This is a genomic window from Desulfonatronovibrio magnus (genome assembly GCF_000934755.1).
Classification (GTDB): domain Bacteria; phylum Desulfobacterota; class Desulfovibrionia; order Desulfovibrionales; family Desulfonatronovibrionaceae; genus Desulfonatronovibrio; species Desulfonatronovibrio magnus.
The window spans coordinates 33,485-51,326 of sequence record NZ_JYNP01000015.1; the positions used below are offsets into that span (position 1 = coordinate 33,485).

Consider the following 17,842-nt stretch of genomic DNA (forward strand, 5'->3'; position numbering starts at 1 on the left):
ATAAGGACAATCCGATGTAGTTCAGATATCTGTCTACTCCAGCGAGCTTGATATTATGAAAAACTCTGCTATTTATGACTTTTCTCACGGCCAGCAGGATTTAGTGCTGACAAATCTTTTTGACAGAACCTATGAAGCTGTTGCCATCCTTCATAATTCAAAAATTGTCTACTGCAATAATTATTTCAGCAAAGTGCTGGGCCACTCCCAGATCGAACTGACATTTAGAAAACTTGACGATTTTGTTCACCCTGACGATCTTGCTGAATTTCAGAAAACTCTGAACAGACATCATTCAGGACAAGGACTCAAAACCCGTTTATCCTTCAGAGCATTTTCCTTGTCTGGAGCATCAATCTGGCTCGATTCATCCTGTGTGCCTGTTCTCTGGAACGGTCAGGCAGCATGCCTGTATTTCTTTCACGATGTAAGCTCACAGAAAAGAACAGAAAGCATGCTTGATTCATCCATTATTCAGCGCAAAAAGGATCAGGCATCTCTTGTTCTCAAGGAATCTCGATATAAAAATCTTTTAGGTGCCCTGCCTGACATCATATTCCTGCTGGATGATAATGGTAAATTTATTGATTTTTTCGGCAAGGAACACCCATTAATCGCTGAGCAGGCTTTTTTTCTGGGCCGAACAGTCCACCAGGTTTTACCCACTGAAATCGCTGAAATTGCCATGACGCAAATTGAAACCATCTCTATCACAGGAGCAACACCACCTTTTTTTTACGAAATTCCTCTTGGAAATGAGTTAAAACACTATGAGAGCAGAATGGCCCCATGCGGTCCCAAACATTACCTGGCCATTATTCGCGATATCACTGATATTAAAAATGCTGAAGAAGAGCTAATCACAGCGAGAGAAGAGGCAGAAAGCGCCAATAGGACCAAGTCTGAATTCCTTGTGGGTGTGCTGCAGCAAATGCAGTTAACCACACAGCAAACCTTGAACAGACTCGCAGCATTGGAAAAAGAAATTGTCGGCCCCGAGCAGGCCAGGCATGTGACTTCTGCAATGATTACAGCCCAGAGCCTGGTTTCAGTGTTCAGCAATCTTCTTGACTTATCCCTGGCTGAATCAGGCATGCTGGAACTTGACGAAGCCACCTTCACTTTCTCAGAAATTTACGACAATATTTACCATCAACTAAGAAATATCGCCCAAAAAAAGGATTTGATCATAGAGAGCTCTATTGATGAGTCCATCCCTGACCAACTTGTGGGAGATGCTGAACGTATCCAGCAGATTTTATACAATTTACTGCATAATGCTGTACATTTTACAGAAACAGGGTCTGTCAGTGTTGAAATATTTCCTGTTTTTGAGTCTGAAAACGGTATTGCCCATATCCTTTTCAGCATTACTGATACTGGCATCGGCATCTCTGAAGAGGTACAGTATGACCTCTTGAAGCCCTTCATGCTGTCTGAAAACTATCAGAATTCTGAAGGAGCAGGACTTGGGCTTTCTCTTGCGGCAAGCCTGGTGGAAGTTATGAATGGAAGCATTTGCCTTGAAAGCAGCCCCGGAGTTGGCACGGCAGTCTATGTAATACTCCCGCTTAGAGAGGATTACTGATTCCAAAGTTCCTTTGCATCGGGTAGAATGGCATGAAATTTCGCGGTTTACTGATCATCAGCGTTATCTAATCCTGAATCTAAGTAACTTACTCCTGAAAGCCTGTCATAAAAAACAAGAAATTGACTTTCTGGTTCATGTGGGGGGTTTGCAGCAACAGAAAACAAATCAGGATGCAGGTTCACCTGGCAACATGCTCAATAGTTTTGATAACGGAAGTTTTATCAGGTGCGCCTCTAAACTCGCACTCAGGGGTCATGGCATGCCAAGCATGCTGCAATAACTGCGCAACAAATCCCTCATAAATTGCTTGCCATTACATAATGGTGAGGAAGCCATGGTTTGTCGGATATTTTTTCTCATGCGCTCCAGCATCTGAGGTGCTGCAGCCATGTATACCGCCTTTTGAATGTATTCTTCTCTCGAAAAACAAACCCATTCTCTAAGGCCTGCTGCGTGCAGCAATGAAAAACCCATACGACTGACCATCATTTCGCCGGCAAGGCTTAAAACCGGCACTCCCATCCACAGGGAGTCACAGGTTACAGTCCCACCATTATAGGGAAAGGGATCCAGACAAAGATCAACATCCCTGAATCTTTTTAGATATGCCTTATGCGGACTTGCACCTTCAAACATTAGTCGATCTGACGAAATTCCAAATGAGGCAAAGGCTTTACGATATCGCCCGACCACACTCTTGTCTGCCAATGGTTTGGCCTTAAGCAAAAGGCGAGAGTTTTCCGCGCGATTCAGTATTTCAGCCCAGAGCTTTATTAACTCTAAGTTCAACTTATTTGTTTCATTAAAACACCCAAATGTAAATGGTTTTCCAGCAAGACATGGGGAATGAGAAGGTGCAGGACCGGAATTATTGGGTGTATAGCAGAAAAAACTGTTAGGCAAACGCATAATTTTTTCTGAATACCATTTTTCACTGCCTTCAGGGCAACACCGCTCATCTGCCAGCAGATAATCCATGGCATGCAATCCCGTGGTATTGAAATATCCAAGCCAAACAGCCTGCTTGGATGCCGCTCGCCTGGCTAACACCGGCAAACGGTTTCTGGCAGTATGCCCTGAAAGATCCACAAGGAGGTCAAGCTTTTGATTGCGTATCAGGCTTAAAGCCTGATGGTCAGATAAGTGATGAATATCATGTATTGTCATATTCAGGCGGCGCAAGGGACGAAGATCAGACTTTTTCATAATCCCGTTGGAAAAAATGGTTACTTTAACCTTTTGAGGGTCGTGCATTTGCAACAGGGGCATAATAAATGTACTTACAGCATGATCGCTGAAGTCACCAGAAATGTATCCGAGTTTGATGGGATATTTTTTATAAGTCTTTGTTAACCCTTGTTGCTGATAGTTTGAGCTCCTGCCCTGATCATACTTCTTTGCCAGACTAAAGTATTCTTTTTGCCTTGTTTCAGGGTGATTGTGTACAGCCAGGAGGTAGTTGCTGAATATTTGTGGATTGCTTGAGGATTCGATGAGAGCTCTGCGAAAGTATTCCAGGGCCTCGTCTATACAGCCCATTTCCTGAAGAATTATGGCTTTATTGTTAAGAAGATGAGTCTTATCCTCTGTGAATTTCAAACCAAGCTCATACCATGCCAGGGCTTCTCTGCGTCGATGTTTTTCATGGGCCATATCCCCGAGAATGACACAAACTCGGTATAGTCCTTTTAATGCCGGCTGGAAATCAGGACGTAAACACAGTGCCCGCTGATAATGAAGTACTGCTTTTTTCAGACGGCCCGCACATTTATAGGCCACAGCCAGATTGGACAACACCCCGGGATCTTCCGGAAGAAATAAAAAGGCCTGTTTAAGGCGTTTGATAGCGGCATTGTTATGACCGGTTTGACTGAGCAGCGCACCTGAAAGATGCAATGCATGAGGATGCTCAGGGTCAAAAGACAAGATTGCTTCATAAGCGCTGCCTGCTTCTGCCAGCCTTCCGGCTTGATGAAGGTTAACCCCCAGCTGCAAAAGATTATCCACAACATTGGTACGAAACCAGATGAGCATGCTCATTTTTTTAAGCTGGGCCACTCTGCTTTCCTGTGGATAATTTCCTGGAAAAGGGACTATTCTCTCGCTGTCAGCAACTGTGCTATGTAGAAAAGATCTTGAAATGTTAGACTGGGACATATTTGCCTGCCTTGTAAAGTTTTACAAAGCTTTTGCAAATTCCGATCCCAAAACTCAGACAAAGCCCCTGCACCACCAGGATGGATCCTTTCCCCACCGAAGCCACCGGATCTCATCCAGCATCACCCTTAAGACACTTTGTTTAAGCTGGCAGGATGAGGCTTTCCTCATTGACCATCATGTGTTTTTTGACAACATATTGTGAACCTTCCTGTTGGATACGCCACCAGCTCCTGTCTCTTTTTTGGAAAGACGTAAAAGCACATAATCTCCCAAAAGGTAAGTAATCCTTTCAATCTTATGGGTGGCTCGCAGTGCAGTCTGAAGGGAGTGGTCACGGTAGTCAGGGTCGCCTTCTCCATATCTGGACCGTATCTCATTAAATCGTTTATGATGACTGAGTGTCAGACCTTCAAGCATGGTAAAATCAAGAGGCTCTCCTGATTCAATGGCCCATTGAGCAGCTTCAATCAAACCCTTGAGACTTTCATCAATCAGCTGCTGAAAATGCCTGGCTTTATCAGACACCTGGTTTCCAGCATCCAGCATTTGCGTAACATACAAGTAGACAATATTTTCTGCATCCAGTGCAATCTTCAAACGCGCCCTGCACTGAATATAATTGCGCATGCTCTGGTTGCTTAATGGCTCTGCTGCTGCCTTTGCCAGTGATTCCTTCAAGTTGGAGCCAAGATAAAGAAACTGATTGTGCAAACTTTCTGCCCGGGCCGAATTGACGGGCATGGCCCTGCTTTCACTGTCTTCTGTAAAATATTCAGTCATCAGCTTCCATAATGAAGGCTCAAGCTCTTCAAACTCTTTCATGCGGGCATCAGGATGAGTATGAGCAGCACCAAATTGAAGAGGATTGTTAAATCCTATCCATAATATTATAAATCTTGCCGCAAAAAGCAGTGCGATCATGAACATGGTCAGGTAAAAAATATCCCCCGGATTTATTTCATAGGGCATCAGCAGCAGCGTACCTGTATAAACAATGCCGCCCAGAATTGATATTTCCGCGTATGAATCCTGCTTGAGCATTTCAATGTTGTAGTCAGCCCGCACAATATCCCGAAGAACTACCCCGCCTGATGCAGTCAGAGCGCCCATGGCAGGTCCCCACAACCACAATGGCCCAGCCTGACTTTCCACTGCCGCGTTGACCCCGACAATGGTAAAGGTAGCCACTGCCCAGGCATCAAAAAATTTAAACAAACGATTAAACATGCCTTCCAAATGCTTCTGGGTGAGCTTGTCCAAATTGCTGTAATTCTTTCTGAACTTGAGCATCAGGCAGTCATAGGCTTTAAAACATAGAAATGACAATATGACCACTGCAACAGCCACCAGCATAAAGGCAGGAGTATGGAGAACAAAAACCTTGTCGGCCCCGAGAAAGATGTCCCTGAGCACACCTCCACCAATGGCTGGAAGGATGGCCAGAACAAGGGCTCCCACAAGATTGTAACGTTCTTTACGGGCCAGAAGTACCGCGGAAAAACTGAAGGCAGCAATCCCCAGCATGGTCAGCAGATGAAACCAGGACTGGTCCATGGTTATGGCGAGGTAAACAGGCAGGAGAAACTCAATATGCAGCGATCTGAAACGATTATCCTGCACCATGGAGTCAATAATCTGATTGAAACTCTCCACTTCCTCTAAAGTGATGGTTGCCTTGCTGAACATCACGTGAACAGGGATTTGAGGAAACTGAACCGGGAGCCTTGTAATTTCTTTACCAGCACCTGTTTCGGCCAGAATTCTGTCGGCTATAACCGGGTTGGCTACAAAAAAATCAGCATATCCCTGCAGAATAAGATTCATGCTCTCGCTATAGCCTCTGGACGGAACAAACTCTAAATGATCCGGTGGTGATCTGAGAAACCGGGCAAAATCATCCGAGCCGTATACATAATCTTCAATTACACCAATGGCAGCCATCCTAAGCTCGTTTGCAGACAAAAACTTTAGAAGCCCATCCATTGTGTCGACATTGTCAGCCTTGCGGGCAATGCTTTCATGAACATAAACCGCGTTTCTCTCATAGCGATACGGAATTGAGTAATGAACGTACTCAGTTCTTTTTTTGTCATAATAAGCACCCATGACAAAATCGATGCTGCCGGTCCTGAGCTTGGCCAGCATATCCGACCAGCTCAAGCTGTCAAAGACAATCTGATACCCGGCATTGCCGAAAATTTCCTGAGCGGCCTGGATTTCAAGCCCGGTAACAAAGCTGTAACCGCCACGTTGCTGCAGCATTTGATAGGGAGGACGATTGTACCACGCGCTGGCGAGTTCTCTGACTGGAGTGGGGTTTTGAGCGTGGCAAGGAGGTATAAGTAATGGAAAAAAACAGTGTGCAAATAAGAAGGCTGGTAATCAGCCATGTTCTGCAGGCAGGGAAAGAAGAAGTACTGAGATTCATAATTTGAAATTACTCCTGAAACCCTGTCATAAAAACAAAAAAATGAACCGCAAAGACGCGAAGGATTCAAAGTTAAAGACAATTAAGAAGATATTTTTTCTGAAAACGGGGCATAGTTTTTCAAAAAGACTGCCTTTTAATTTGCCGCATGCCTTGTTGAACAGACGTAGTCTCCGTCGCAGACGGGTTTAACTGGGTTCCCCGGCAAATTAAAAAACTTCTTTCTTCCTTTGCGCTCTTTGCGTCTTGAGTGAGTCTTCGAACGGGCGGTTAAAATGTCTTTTTTTGGGGTTGTGAGCACAGCCCGCATTAGTAGTATTCACCCGGAAAGAATGACTTTCCGGGTGAATACTAATTGCCTATATCCCGTTTTCTTACCCATTGTCTGTTCTGGTCCTGGATAAAATGGCTGTCTTCAGCCAGGCGATACATGCGGATACGATTTTGCCGGGCAACTTCTTCAACCGAGGTACCTGTTTCAGCTGCAATAATCTGAAACAATGCCCGACGGTCATTATTTTCGGCATTTACGAGAGCCTGCACATCCCCTGGAGCTCCAGCATCAACAAGTGCCACCAGCCCGGTCCAGGCCTCTCCCACAAGTCCTCTGTTCTTGGCATCAAGCAGGCTGGGGTGTCTGTCACGCATACTTGCTGTGATCTGATCCTTATTCTGAGCATACGCGCTCATGGTTACACTAACAAACAATACCAGCAAGCCAGCCCAGAAATATTTCCAAAGATTTTTTTTCATCACTAACCTCTCTTTATAATTAGTTATTTACTCTTGACACCCTGTCATAAAAAACAAGAAATTGTTAACTGTTAATTGTTGAAGAACAAAAGCCTGAATTCACTGCCTTACCCTGATAACAATTAACAAATAAAAGATAATTGGGTGGCGGGCCCAGCCCACATTAGATTACTGCAGCATCTTCAGTTCTTCTTCAGTAAAGATATCGCTCATATCACCCTGAAAGCTCAGCGCATCATCCAAAGCTCTCTGAACCTTAAGGTTAATGTCCACTGTCACGTGAATGGGCGCTATCTCAACCCTGTGTGTGGTATCAGCAGTAACATGATGTTGAGTGCACGCGCTTAAAAACATAAGCAGCATGCCTGTTATCCCTGGAACGATAAATTTTCGCATGGTATTCTCCTGTTTGTATTATTTGGGCATAAAATCAAAAATCAAAAAGATCATCCAAAGCCCTTTCAATGGACTCATCCTTAGTCAATTGAAACCGGAGGACCCGATTAACAATCTCGCCAAGATCATTGACATTTATGACCAGGCTGCCCACTTCCTGGGGCGGATCTCCCTTAAGACCTGTCCCGCGAAGTTCAATCCTTGCTCTGGTATCAATAATGCCTGGAATCAATCCAACCGTCAAAAAATTATACTCAAAATCCCTTAAAGCCATTTCTAAGCGCTGTGTGACTGTACTCAGGTACTCGTGCCCAGCCATGGCCTCGCGCACATAACCCAGAAGCATATCAAGCCATTCCTCATCCCGGATGCCGAGTCGTCCCTTCCCCGGCACAGAATTCAGGTATCCACGGCCAATAGTTACTCTGTCATCGGTATACTGCAGGGGTACCCTCCCATACACAAGTCCGCTGCCCACTACTTTCTGATCACTTAAGTCTTCAATCAGTTTTATAAGGTCAATATCCTCAAAAATCAGCTCAAAATCAGCACTCATGGCTTCCAGATCAAATCTGGATGCATAAGTGGCCACAAATCCGCCTTCCAAAAGCTCCCAGGTAGATTTTTCAATAAACAGTCTTTCGGGTGATTCTAACCTGAAGACTACAAAACCATTTTTCAGGGTAATTTGCCCCATACTGAGCCTGTTTATATCTATGCGCTGATTGCCCGGTGTGGTCAAGGGAAAAAAATCATCTATAACCACCTTGCCGCCAATACCTGATACATCCAGATCCATATGCCTGTTGTTTATGGATGCATCCCGAACCATAATAACCGCATAAGGCTTAATCTGCGCCCCGTCCAATATCATGGCAGCCTCCAGCATGGCCTGCCCGGTGATATTATAGTCCTTCAAGGCCGGGACCAGTGAGTCCAGCAAAGCCTTGTCCGGAAACTCAAACCATGGAATAGTGGCTTGCACATTTCCCGTCATAACCTTGCCCGGTTGTGCCACTAAGTCTAAGGTGAAGTCCATATCGGCAGTTGAGAGAAATTCCCAGTTTCCCGAGGCTTGAAGTTCATAATCATATACAGAAGCATGGCCTGCAGGACCTGGCCAGTCCATTCCGGCGTGAATAATGTTCCCCGCAGAAAACGTACCTGAGCGTTTATGTACATCACCCAGTCCCACAGGGATATGAGCTTTGATGTTCTCAAGGCGAATATCATAGTCCGACAGCGCAAGCTCATCAATCCCGGCCCGGACCTCTGCGTCTACCGCCAGAGCATGATGGGGCTTTTTAAATGCATTGCCTGCAATATTCAGAGATCTCATGCGCCCCTTTATATCATGCGCATCAAGTTGGACGCCGGTTGTTGACTCAAGTTCCCAGGTCACATCCCAGATCATTGCATCACCATCTTCTTGCTGCGATGCCAGTGCATTGCCCTGAACTGAAAAGCTCATGCTGCCCAAAGTGAAATCCTGATAAGCCTGGTGCAGTTGGATTTCCTGAGCATCAACAAAAACATGGGACCCCAGCTGAGTCTTTAATATATCCGGGCCGACCTTTGCCTCAAGGGGTGCGCTGATTTTTAAACCAGATATCCGCAAGCCATAATCAGGCAAATTTATATCAATAGGTTTTAGATCCATCCGGCTAAGCTTTACGTCAACTCCCCATCCAGGATCAGCAAAGTTCGCCCCCTTGTAGTGCCCTTCAAAAGAGCCTTGCAGGCTGGCTTCAAGATTGCCTGAAACCCCTGCAGCATAAGGACCAAATCGACTCAGGAACTCTTGGCCTGCCTCAAGACCGGCTTCCCATTCATAACGACCATGAAATCCAGAATCAAACAGTTCATTTATTGAGCCATGCTCTCCGTTCAGGTTCAGATGTGCCTTGAATGGTTTACTTATCCCACAGACAGCAGACAATACAGCCCCTTGCTGAGCAATGGCCAGCGCAATATGCTCTGCCATATACTCACCCACGACCAGCCCGTAGAGACGCAGATCAATATCTAACTCTTCAAAATAAAACTCATCATCTATAACTGCCTCAACCAGAAAAGACCCTTTTTCAAGACCAAGTTCAGTTTTCCCGGCAGTAAAATCAAGATTACGGGCCTGAAGCCCGGCCTGGATTTTGCCCTTCCATCGGCCATCGGCATCAAGGTGTCCATTCAGCTTAAAACCGGCTTGAAACATATCCGGTTCAACAAAAGCTTCTGAATCAAAAAGATCCCTGGAAAAAATCTGCACGGCAAGGTCTGCTTCAAGGGTATTGATATCCGCCTGACCATTGATCATAATCGGAACATGGGCTACCTCGGTCCGGGCATTGAGATTTACAATGTGGTTGTCTGTAGTTGCAATTGTACCATCCACAGGAAACGACACCACAGCCCCCTGATAATCAAACCTTAGAGACGAAGAATTGAGCTGCAGAGTATTAAAAGGCAGGAAAAAGCTTTTTTCCAGGGTGGGATCTTCAGGAGCAGGATCAGGAAGGCCGGTCTCAATCTGACCCTCAGCGTATTTCAGATCATAAACAAGCCCGGCAATAAATATTTCATTAACCTTCCCCTGCAGCAGACTCTGCCAGGAATAGGTAATGGAAACAAAATCGATGTGAAGAGAAGGTGTTTGTGTAGAAAGATTTTTGAGATGCAGACCCTTATGGTTAATAGACAGGGCCGAAACATGGGGATTAATCAGCCCGGCAGCACGCATCTGACTCATGATGATCTTTTCCACAAGAGTCGGCGCAAACAGCAAAAAAAGGGCAACCATAAGGGGCACAAAGATTGCCCCTGTTATTAAAACTTTTTTTAAGCCATTTTTGTTGCCTTCATTATCCTTACTCATGGTTAGTAAACACTCACAGAAAGACCCGCTCACTTTAGAAGCCCGGCATGAGTCTCAGGCGTTAGTGAAAAGTCTTTTCGCCGGGCAGGGTTACTCGAATGCTTGTACCCCTTTCTTTTGAAGATGTCATGGTTATGTTGCCGCCCAGGGTACGGGCTATAAGCTTGGAAGAATAGGTGCCAAGTCCTGTGCCCCCAACCTTGCCATATGTAGTGTATTTCTCAAAAAACGAATGCTTCAGCTTTTCCGGTACCATGCCCTTGTTATTGATTATAATTACAGAGTATTCCTTGTCTCGACACATGTCCACTATAATAGACTCATTTTCCGGAGACGCCTCTATGGCATTTTTGATGAGATTGGCCAGCATGGAATAAACAAGAAGATACTCCCCAATGACAAAAAAACTGTCCAGATTCTCTACCTGTTTACCTTCTTTCCTGATGATAATTTTCATTGCCTTGGAATCAAGGCTGTTCTTTAACTGCATTTTGATGGAGTCAACTATTTTTACAATATCCACTGATTGATGCTCTACTTCGTAGTTACCCTGCTCCATACGAAACAGATCTAAAGAGAGATTGATCATATCCAGCATATTCAGAGCTGACTTTTTGATCATTTCGATGATTTCACGCTGCTCGTCTGTCAGGTTTGAGTCATGCAGTAAAATATCGGGCAACCCAATAATCCCGTTAAGAGGGGTTTTCAGGTCATGCCTGGTCATACGGTCCACATCCTCCCTGAGGTTCTCAAGCTTTTTCTGCCAGGTAATATCCAATGCGGTAAACAGAAAAATCTGCTTATTGACCGGCGTAATCTTCACCTGCCACGGCTTGCCAAAAGCATAAACTTCCTCGCCAAAAGACTGCTCGCAGCATTCCTGCTCAGGATAAGGCTTCATATCCTGGACTATTTCAGGGGAAAAGAAAGGTCCGGAAAGATCATCGCCACTTTTGATGCCAAGATTTTCAGCCATCTGATTGGCAAAAATAACACGTTCAGATGCGGCGCTGACCAGCATTGTTGGCAATGGCAGGCTGTTGAGAATAAGGTCTTTGAGTTCACGCTCCTTTCGGACCTGCATGGACGCCTTAATGCGTGCTGCCATCTGGCCCATGACACCTCTTAATCTTTTGAAATTGATTGGTTTTTCAATAAAAGCGTCTGGAATAAGCTCAAGAGCTCTTCTAAGGGAATATTCATTACTGAGCCCGGTTATGAGGATAATGATGGCATCAGGATTTATCGCCCTTATACCTATGGCCATTTCGATCCCATCCATAACAGGCATGATCATATCAGCCATAACCATATCCGGCTTCCGGGTATCGTATAGATTAAGGCCATCCCGGCCGTTGGACGCTGTATAAAGTTCTTTAACCCTTGGCTTGATAAAGGTTGCCAGCGAGACCAGTGTTGCTGGATCATCCTCAACAAGAAGAACGGTCATTTTCTTGAGCTGATCATGTGAGTGATTCATGGTAGTAAAAAAGTCCGGATACAGACATTTGCAAGACTGTACCGGACTGGTGATAGGTTGCCGCTGCCAACCAGATAAGTATCTGCTCCACCTCATTATGTTTACTTTCGGACGCACAGCGTCAGAAAGGGGTTCCCACGCAGAGCATGGGAACCCGGGCAAAAGTCATAGCCCGCTTCAGTTACCCATGTTGCCGGTGAGTAAGAAGGCTATCAATTCTCCCTCAGTCTTTCAATAAGATTTTGCAGCTCCGTGGCAAGCCGGGCCAGATCTCCTATGGCCTGGGCTGACTGATTCATAACATCGCTGGTTTCTGCTGAAATTCGATTTATGTCATCTATACTTCTATTTACTTCTTCGCTCGCAGCTGACTGCTCCTCTGTAGCAGTAGCTATGGAACGTACCTGATCTGCAGCCTCTTCCACCAATCCCACGATCTCACTTAGAACATCACCGGATTCATTGGCCAGCGAGGTGGCCTCTTCCACCAGCTGAGCCGCTTTATCCATGCCTTCAATATTGGCCTTTGTTCCTTCCTGGATAGTGGATATGGACTGCCCAACCTCCTTGGTGGCATTCATGGTCTTTTCAGCCAGCTTGCGCACCTCGTCAGCAACCACAGCAAATCCCCGGCCCGCCTCACCGGCCCTGGCCGCTTCAATAGCTGCATTTAATGCCAGGAGATTGGTCTGGTCTGCTATATCTTCAATGACTGTCATAATCTTACCAATCTGTTCAGCCTGCCTGCCCAGATCATCAAGATCAGCTTTCATTTTCCCTGTTTGTTCATGAACCTGATTAATCGCTGTTACTGCCTGCGTTACTACCTGCGAACCTTTGCGGGCCTTTTGCTGAGCCTGGTCCGAACCTTGAGCTGCACTGGAAGCATTTTTGGCCACTTCTAAGACTGTGGCATTCATTTCCTCCATGGCTGTAGCTGTCTCAGAGGCTCTTTCTTTCTGTTCCTCAGCCCCTCGGCTGGATTGCTCCACTTGTGCTGACAACTCTTCAGCAGCAGATGAAAGCCTTTCAGACACCTCGTTGGCGCTTTGAGCCACATCCACCATCTTGCGCTGTGCTGCTTTAATGGCGGTCATATCCGTAATAAATTCCATAGCGCCTACAACTGTTCCGTCATGATCAAAAACAGGCATGGCAGAATAACTGATATCCAAATTTCCGGTTTGAGGGCGGGCCTCTGTTTCGGATGTTTCAACTGCCTGGGAGGACATGGCCCTGGCGCATGCACAGTTGGGGGTGTTGCAGTCGGATGTATTAAAAATATCATGACATTTCTGCCCCAAAATGGCTGACCTGTCTCCGCCACTCGCCTCTAATCCGGCGCTATTCATATACAGCACATTATATTCATTGTCGATGATCATGATGGGATTTGGAGCTTTGTCGATGTAACTGACAAGGACGTCCGCCATATTATTTACATCCGCCACAAGGGACGCATACTGGCCACTGTATTTTGCTGTATCGCACCTGTTTAGAATACGACCGGTCTTGATTTTGTCGGTAACCTCTCCGAGATCATCAATTACTCCGGTTATGCTTTGGCGAACCTGATTCAAGGCAGCAGCAACGTCTCCTATTTCATCTTTATTTTTGATGGTCAGATTGTGATCAAGCTTGCCGTTGGAGATATCTTTGGCAAATGCAGTTGCCCTGCTCAGGGGCTTTGATATTCCTCTGGCAAAAAAGTATCCGGTTGCCAGCATTATACCTCCGATGATCAGACTCATCCAGAGAATTGATGAAAGAGTTGCCCAGATAGCATTTTCAAGGGTTTGTCTTTCCACGCCAATAAAGTACATGCCCACAGTGTTTCCCTGAATATCCTTAATGGGCCAGTAGGCAGTGTCATAATTTCGGCCCAGAATCACATTCCTGTCCAGAAAGGTTTCTGATCTTCGGAGCACGGTCTCGATGACCTGTGGATTATCCATTCTGGTCCCTACCACTCGCTGGCCGTCTCGCCTGATGGTCGTAGCCAGCCTGGTGTCATTTTCAAAGATTGTGGTTTCTACGCCCAGTCTTTCCCTGAAGGAATCTACAAAAGAGTAGGAACTGAAGTCCATTCCCAAAGTGACCACTCCAATGATCCGGTCAAACATTTTTACCGGATATCCTGCACGCAGGGAAAACTTGACCACAGTACCCTCTTCTATCCCGACAGTGGGCTGCCCCCGCAAGGCCTGCTGCACGTTATACTGATCCAGAACACTGTCACCACTTTTGTCGGAATGCCCTCTTGCCACTACTTTGCCCTGAGTATTGGAAAGAGTTATAAACTCAGCACCAGTTTCATTCATGATTTCTTTTAAATATTCACGAAGAAAAACAGTCGTACCGGAGTCAATACCTGAAGCTACTTCCAGGTCCTGAGCCACAATATAGGCTATACTCTTGTAAAAATGCTCCAAATCAGAGATCTCATGAGCCATGGCCGTTTGGAAGTTTTCAATATTTCTGGCTGACTCCTCGTCAAACCCCTGGGTTACAAAGTGTTTTGTGGTAAAAAAAACTGCAGATCCAAGCAAGATAACGGTTATGGCAACCATGCCCATCAGTTTCCAGAAAATTGAAATTTTCATGACCTAAACTCCCGAAATTACAATATTTGTGAATATTAATCCTTTACTCGCAATCAGCCTTATCCTGATGAAAGTCAAGTGCATTTTATATTCCGGCTCAAATCATTGTGGAGCCTGCAGCATGCAGGCTCCACTTATGAGCACGGTTACTCACAGGTTCGGTCCCTGCCACCCAATTGAGGCACATGACAGCATGATCGCTTGTGAAATAGTGAACTAAAGCTATCAACAATTTCATACCAAAGCAAGGCTTTTTTAATGCCTTTAATCGTACCAAAATAAATTACAGTTATCAACTAAGTCAATTTACACTTTTATGAAATGCAGATTTTCCCATGTTTTACTTGACAACATAGCGCCTGCATTTAAACTTTTTATCTCAGTATCTGGACAGTCAAAAGTTCTTGTGCAACTCCTTGGATTGATTGCCATTTTACAAGCTTTAGATACCCAGACTTTTACAAAGCCTAACCATTTGAAATCATGATATTTTTTTCTTCAACTAATAACAATTAACTGATAACTTTTAACTCTCAAGTCAGTATGATGAGTAGCCATGAACCATGTTGGTTTTAAATATGTGCTACGCCAATAGACTTTTAACTATTGAACTCTTTATGCACAACAATAACCACCCCTCAAATCTGGATCAGTATTTGATTTCTGAGCAACTGCTTGCCGAGGCTTATGACCAAACCGGGGACTATAAGCGCTCGCTCATGAAAAAGCATATTGCCTTGCTGCTGGACTTTTATGGCCATACTCCCGGGTACCAGGAACAACAAACTGTTAATACTAACACCGGATACACCCATCTGAAATCATATACTCCATCAAAGAGCTTGAGCGTGTTGCTGGATCTTGAGTTCAATGCGTGGAACAGGCTGCTGGCAGCTGTAATTCCAGCAGCAGCTTCAGGTGTTGCAGACATTGCAGCTTTTTTTACCGGCCCCTGCAAAACAGTCCCTGACTCTGCAACACTTAACGCTCTGGAACTGGCGGGTGTCGAACTTATTTATCGAATCCCGCATCGTCAAAACTTACTTTCAGACCCTGACTTGCACCACAGATCCGGTCTTATCATTGATTTTTGCGACAAACCCTACAGCAGTGACTTGCTTTTTTCATATATCTCTAAACTTAAATCCATATGGCTCGGTTCTCTTGAGCCTATGAAAGGCCTTATCTGGGCCGATTCCAAGCTGTCATGGAATTATGAGCTTATTGCTGCATGTCATCCCGAAATCGCTTTCACCGTTGCTGGGGAGTTTATCGGCAGTTTTCCAGATTTTGATTACACTAAACCTGACCAGCATCTCCTTGAACAGGAATGGGACATTTTTTTTGGTCCCCGGGAGCTGTTCAGTAAAGTTAATGCCAGTCGCGGCTTTACTCCTGGTCTGGAATTTTCCTGGATCTGGCCAGAGCTTGATCAATCTTTTTTTAAATCCAAGAAATTTTTCTGCAAGGAGACACGAATATAATGAAAACGCCTGCAGTCCCATCAGGTTACCTCAAGAACATTCGTAATATCGGCATTATTGCTCATATTGACGCGGGTAAAACCACCCTCACCGAAAGAATTCTCTACTATACTCAGAAAATTCACCGAATGGGTGAGGTTCACGACGGTACAGCCACTATGGATTTCATGCCTGAAGAACAGGAAAGAGGCATTACTATTGCTTCTGCCTGCACATCGTGTCAATGGAAGGACAAAACTGTCAATATTATTGATACTCCCGGCCATGTTGATTTCACCATAGAAGTTGATCGGTCTCTTCGGGTGCTGGATGGTGTTGTTGCTGTATTCTGCGCTGTTGGCGGAGTTGAACCTCAAAGCGAAACCGTGTGGCGCCAGTCGGAAAAATACCATATACCCAAGATTGCCTTTATCAATAAAATGGATCGCCCCGGCGCCGACTATAAACACGTGCTGGAGGCAATGCGCCAGAAGCTGCAGACTGTTCCTTTGCCAATTTACGCCCCCATTGGCCAGGGTGAAGATTTCAGCGCAATTCTAGATCTCGTAGAGCAAAAAAAACTTACTTTCAACCAGGACAGCTTTGGAAAAGATATAATCTTAACTGAACCCGATCCTTCAGAGATTGAGATACTTGCCAGGTGGAGGAACTATCTCCTTGAAACTTTATCAGAACAGGATGATGAAATCATGGAGGATTACCTTGAAGGACGGGACATAAATCCGGACAGGCTCCGGCAAAGCATAAGAAAGGCTACCATAGAACTTAAGGGGGTGCCGGTTCTTACCGGATCAGCTCTCAAAAATATCGGAGTACAGCCGGTCATGGATGCGGTACGCTACTATCTGCCCTCCCCTGCTGAAGTACCCCAGGCCGCTGGTATTCACCCTGAAACACGCAAACCGGTTTCTTTTCCAGCCAAAATAAAAGCGCCCCTTTCCTCCCTGGCCTTCAAGGTAAGTGTGGAAACAGGAAGAAAGCTTGTTTTTACCCGTATCTATTCCGGCAAAATAACAGCTGGACAAACAATTTATAATGCCACGCAAAATATATCTGAAAGGGCTGCCCGCCTTTTTGTCCTTCATGCCAATCATAAGGAAAAAGTCGAGGAATGTGTGGCTGGGCAGATTGTGGCCATAGCCGGACTCAAAGATGCCCGCACCGGGGATACGCTATGTCACATGGATGATCCTCTGATCTTAGAGAAAATCAGTGAGTACAATCCAGTCATATCTCTCGCGCTTGAACCGCGAAACAGCGAGGAGGAGGAAAAACTTGTCTTTGCTGTGGAAAAACTTCTCCAGGAAGATCCCACTTTATTCTTTGAAAGAGACAAGGATACTGATCAGATCATTTTATCAGGCATGGGTGAACTGCACCTTGATGTCAGTTTGCACCGCATACGTCGCGAACACAGTGTTGATTTCCGGGCAGGCAATCCCCAGGTTGTTTATCAGGAATCAGTATTATCCAGATCCGAGGCTGATTATGAATACGCCCGAGAGTTGGGCGAAGTCTTTCATTACGGCATGGCCGGACTTGCAATTGAGCCGGAAGAGAGAGGAAAAGGCAACAGGATAGTTATGGAGCTTGACCCGGACAAGTGGTCTTCAGCATGGTTGGAAGCTTTGTATAACGGGGTTGAGGATGGCCTGCAGGCTGGTGAACTTAAAGGCTACCCGGTAACGGATGTTGTGGTCAGAGTTAAAAAGATTGGCGTTAAAGAAGGCGCTGATGCAGTAGGCTTCAGGATGGCAGCATTTCACGCAGTAAAGCAGGCCCTTTCAGACGCTCAGCCCGTATTGCTTGAACCGATTATGATGGTGGAGATATCAACTCCTGAGGAGTTTGTGGGTGAATGTGTCAGCCTGCTTGGGGCAAAAGGGGGGCAGATTGAAAATATGTATGACCAGCACGGACATAAAATCATCAAATCCCTGACCCCCATGAGCAAAATGTTCGGGTTTTCCACGGATCTGCGCTCGGCAACCCAGGGCCGGGCAGGTTTGACCATGAAGTTTGAACGATTTGATTCGGTTAAAAAGTAATGTTACAGTGAAACTTAAAGTTAC

General features: G+C 45.4%; 10 protein-coding genes. 3 read left to right on the forward strand and 7 right to left on the reverse strand.

All coding sequences use genetic code 11. The features are described from left to right. Nucleotides 1-55 precede the first annotated feature (55 nt). Nucleotides 56-1,588 (forward strand): PAS domain-containing sensor histidine kinase, encoded by a 1,533-nt coding sequence (locus tag LZ23_RS01155; protein ID WP_045210863.1) that lies wholly within the window; start codon nt 56-58, stop codon nt 1,586-1,588. A gap of 255 nt (nt 1,589-1,843) precedes the next feature. Here the strand turns inward: LZ23_RS01155 and LZ23_RS01160 are convergent, their stop codons facing one another. The 7 genes from LZ23_RS01160 to LZ23_RS01195 all read right to left on the reverse strand — a co-directional run bounded on the left by LZ23_RS01160 (nt 1,844) and on the right by LZ23_RS01195 (nt 14,286). Beyond that, nucleotides 1,844-3,748: an O-linked N-acetylglucosamine transferase, SPINDLY family protein gene (locus LZ23_RS01160; RefSeq protein ID WP_045210864.1), complete on the reverse strand. Its 1,905-nt coding sequence runs from the start codon at nt 3,746-3,748 to the stop codon at nt 1,844-1,846. 177 nt (nt 3,749-3,925) lie between these two features. Further along, nucleotides 3,926-6,091, reverse strand: a complete 2,166-nt coding sequence (locus LZ23_RS01170; RefSeq protein WP_269745150.1) for a TRIC cation channel family protein — start codon at nt 6,089-6,091, stop codon at nt 3,926-3,928. 439 nt (nt 6,092-6,530) lie between these two features. Next, nucleotides 6,531-6,932, reverse strand: a complete 402-nt coding sequence (locus LZ23_RS01175) for a YdbL family probable chaperone protein (protein WP_045210868.1) — start codon at nt 6,930-6,932, stop codon at nt 6,531-6,533. Between the two features lie 168 nt (nt 6,933-7,100). Further along, nucleotides 7,101-7,328 (reverse strand): hypothetical protein, encoded by a 228-nt coding sequence (locus tag LZ23_RS01180; RefSeq protein WP_045210869.1) that lies wholly within the window; start codon nt 7,326-7,328, stop codon nt 7,101-7,103. Nucleotides 7,329-7,362: 34 nt separating this feature from the next. Further along, nucleotides 7,363-10,200 carry an intermembrane phospholipid transport protein YdbH family protein gene (locus tag LZ23_RS01185; protein ID WP_045210871.1) on the reverse strand — a complete coding sequence of 946 codons (2,838 nt, stop codon included), beginning with the start codon at nt 10,198-10,200 and terminating at the stop codon, nt 7,363-7,365. A 61-nt stretch (nt 10,201-10,261) separates the two neighbouring features. Then, complete coding sequence (locus tag LZ23_RS22090; RefSeq protein WP_052507010.1) at nt 10,262-11,683, reverse strand: hybrid sensor histidine kinase/response regulator; 1,422 nt, start codon at nt 11,681-11,683, stop codon at nt 10,262-10,264. A gap of 212 nt (nt 11,684-11,895) precedes the next feature. Next, entirely contained in the window at nt 11,896-14,286 is a 2,391-nt protein-coding gene (locus LZ23_RS01195) for a methyl-accepting chemotaxis protein (protein WP_045210873.1), read from the reverse strand. A 563-nt stretch (nt 14,287-14,849) separates the two neighbouring features. Here LZ23_RS01195 and LZ23_RS01200 point away from each other — a divergent pair. Both LZ23_RS01200 and fusA read left to right on the forward strand, forming a co-directional pair. Continuing rightward, on the forward strand, nt 14,850-15,770 hold the full coding sequence (locus LZ23_RS01200; RefSeq protein ID WP_157493069.1) for a hypothetical protein: 921 nt from the start codon (nt 14,850-14,852) through the stop codon (nt 15,768-15,770). Beyond that, nucleotides 15,770-17,818, forward strand: a complete 2,049-nt coding sequence (gene fusA, locus LZ23_RS01205) for an elongation factor G (protein ID WP_045210876.1) — start codon at nt 15,770-15,772, stop codon at nt 17,816-17,818. The genes LZ23_RS01200 and fusA overlap by 1 nt, the downstream gene beginning before the upstream one ends. Nucleotides 17,819-17,842: the final 24 nt, after the last annotated feature.

Excerpts from the sequence above, each read along its gene's own strand:
- LZ23_RS01155 (WP_045210863.1), top strand. The coding sequence starts at position 56 with ATGAAAAACTCTGCTATTTATGACTTTTCTCACGGCCAGCAGGATTTA.
- LZ23_RS01160 (WP_045210864.1), bottom strand. The coding sequence starts at position 3,748 with ATGTCCCAGTCTAACATTTCAAGATCTTTTCTACATAGCACAGTTGCT.
- LZ23_RS01175 (WP_045210868.1), bottom strand. The coding sequence starts at position 6,932 with ATGAAAAAAAATCTTTGGAAATATTTCTGGGCTGGCTTGCTGGTATTG.
- LZ23_RS01180 (WP_045210869.1), bottom strand. The coding sequence starts at position 7,328 with ATGCGAAAATTTATCGTTCCAGGGATAACAGGCATGCTGCTTATGTTT.
- LZ23_RS01185 (WP_045210871.1), bottom strand. The coding sequence starts at position 10,200 with ATGAGTAAGGATAATGAAGGCAACAAAAATGGCTTAAAAAAAGTTTTA.
- LZ23_RS22090 (WP_052507010.1), bottom strand. The coding sequence starts at position 11,683 with ATGAATCACTCACATGATCAGCTCAAGAAAATGACCGTTCTTCTTGTT.
- LZ23_RS01195 (WP_045210873.1), bottom strand. The coding sequence starts at position 14,286 with ATGAAAATTTCAATTTTCTGGAAACTGATGGGCATGGTTGCCATAACC.
- LZ23_RS01200 (WP_157493069.1), top strand. The coding sequence starts at position 14,850 with ATGTTGGTTTTAAATATGTGCTACGCCAATAGACTTTTAACTATTGAA.
- fusA (WP_045210876.1), top strand. The coding sequence starts at position 15,770 with ATGAAAACGCCTGCAGTCCCATCAGGTTACCTCAAGAACATTCGTAAT.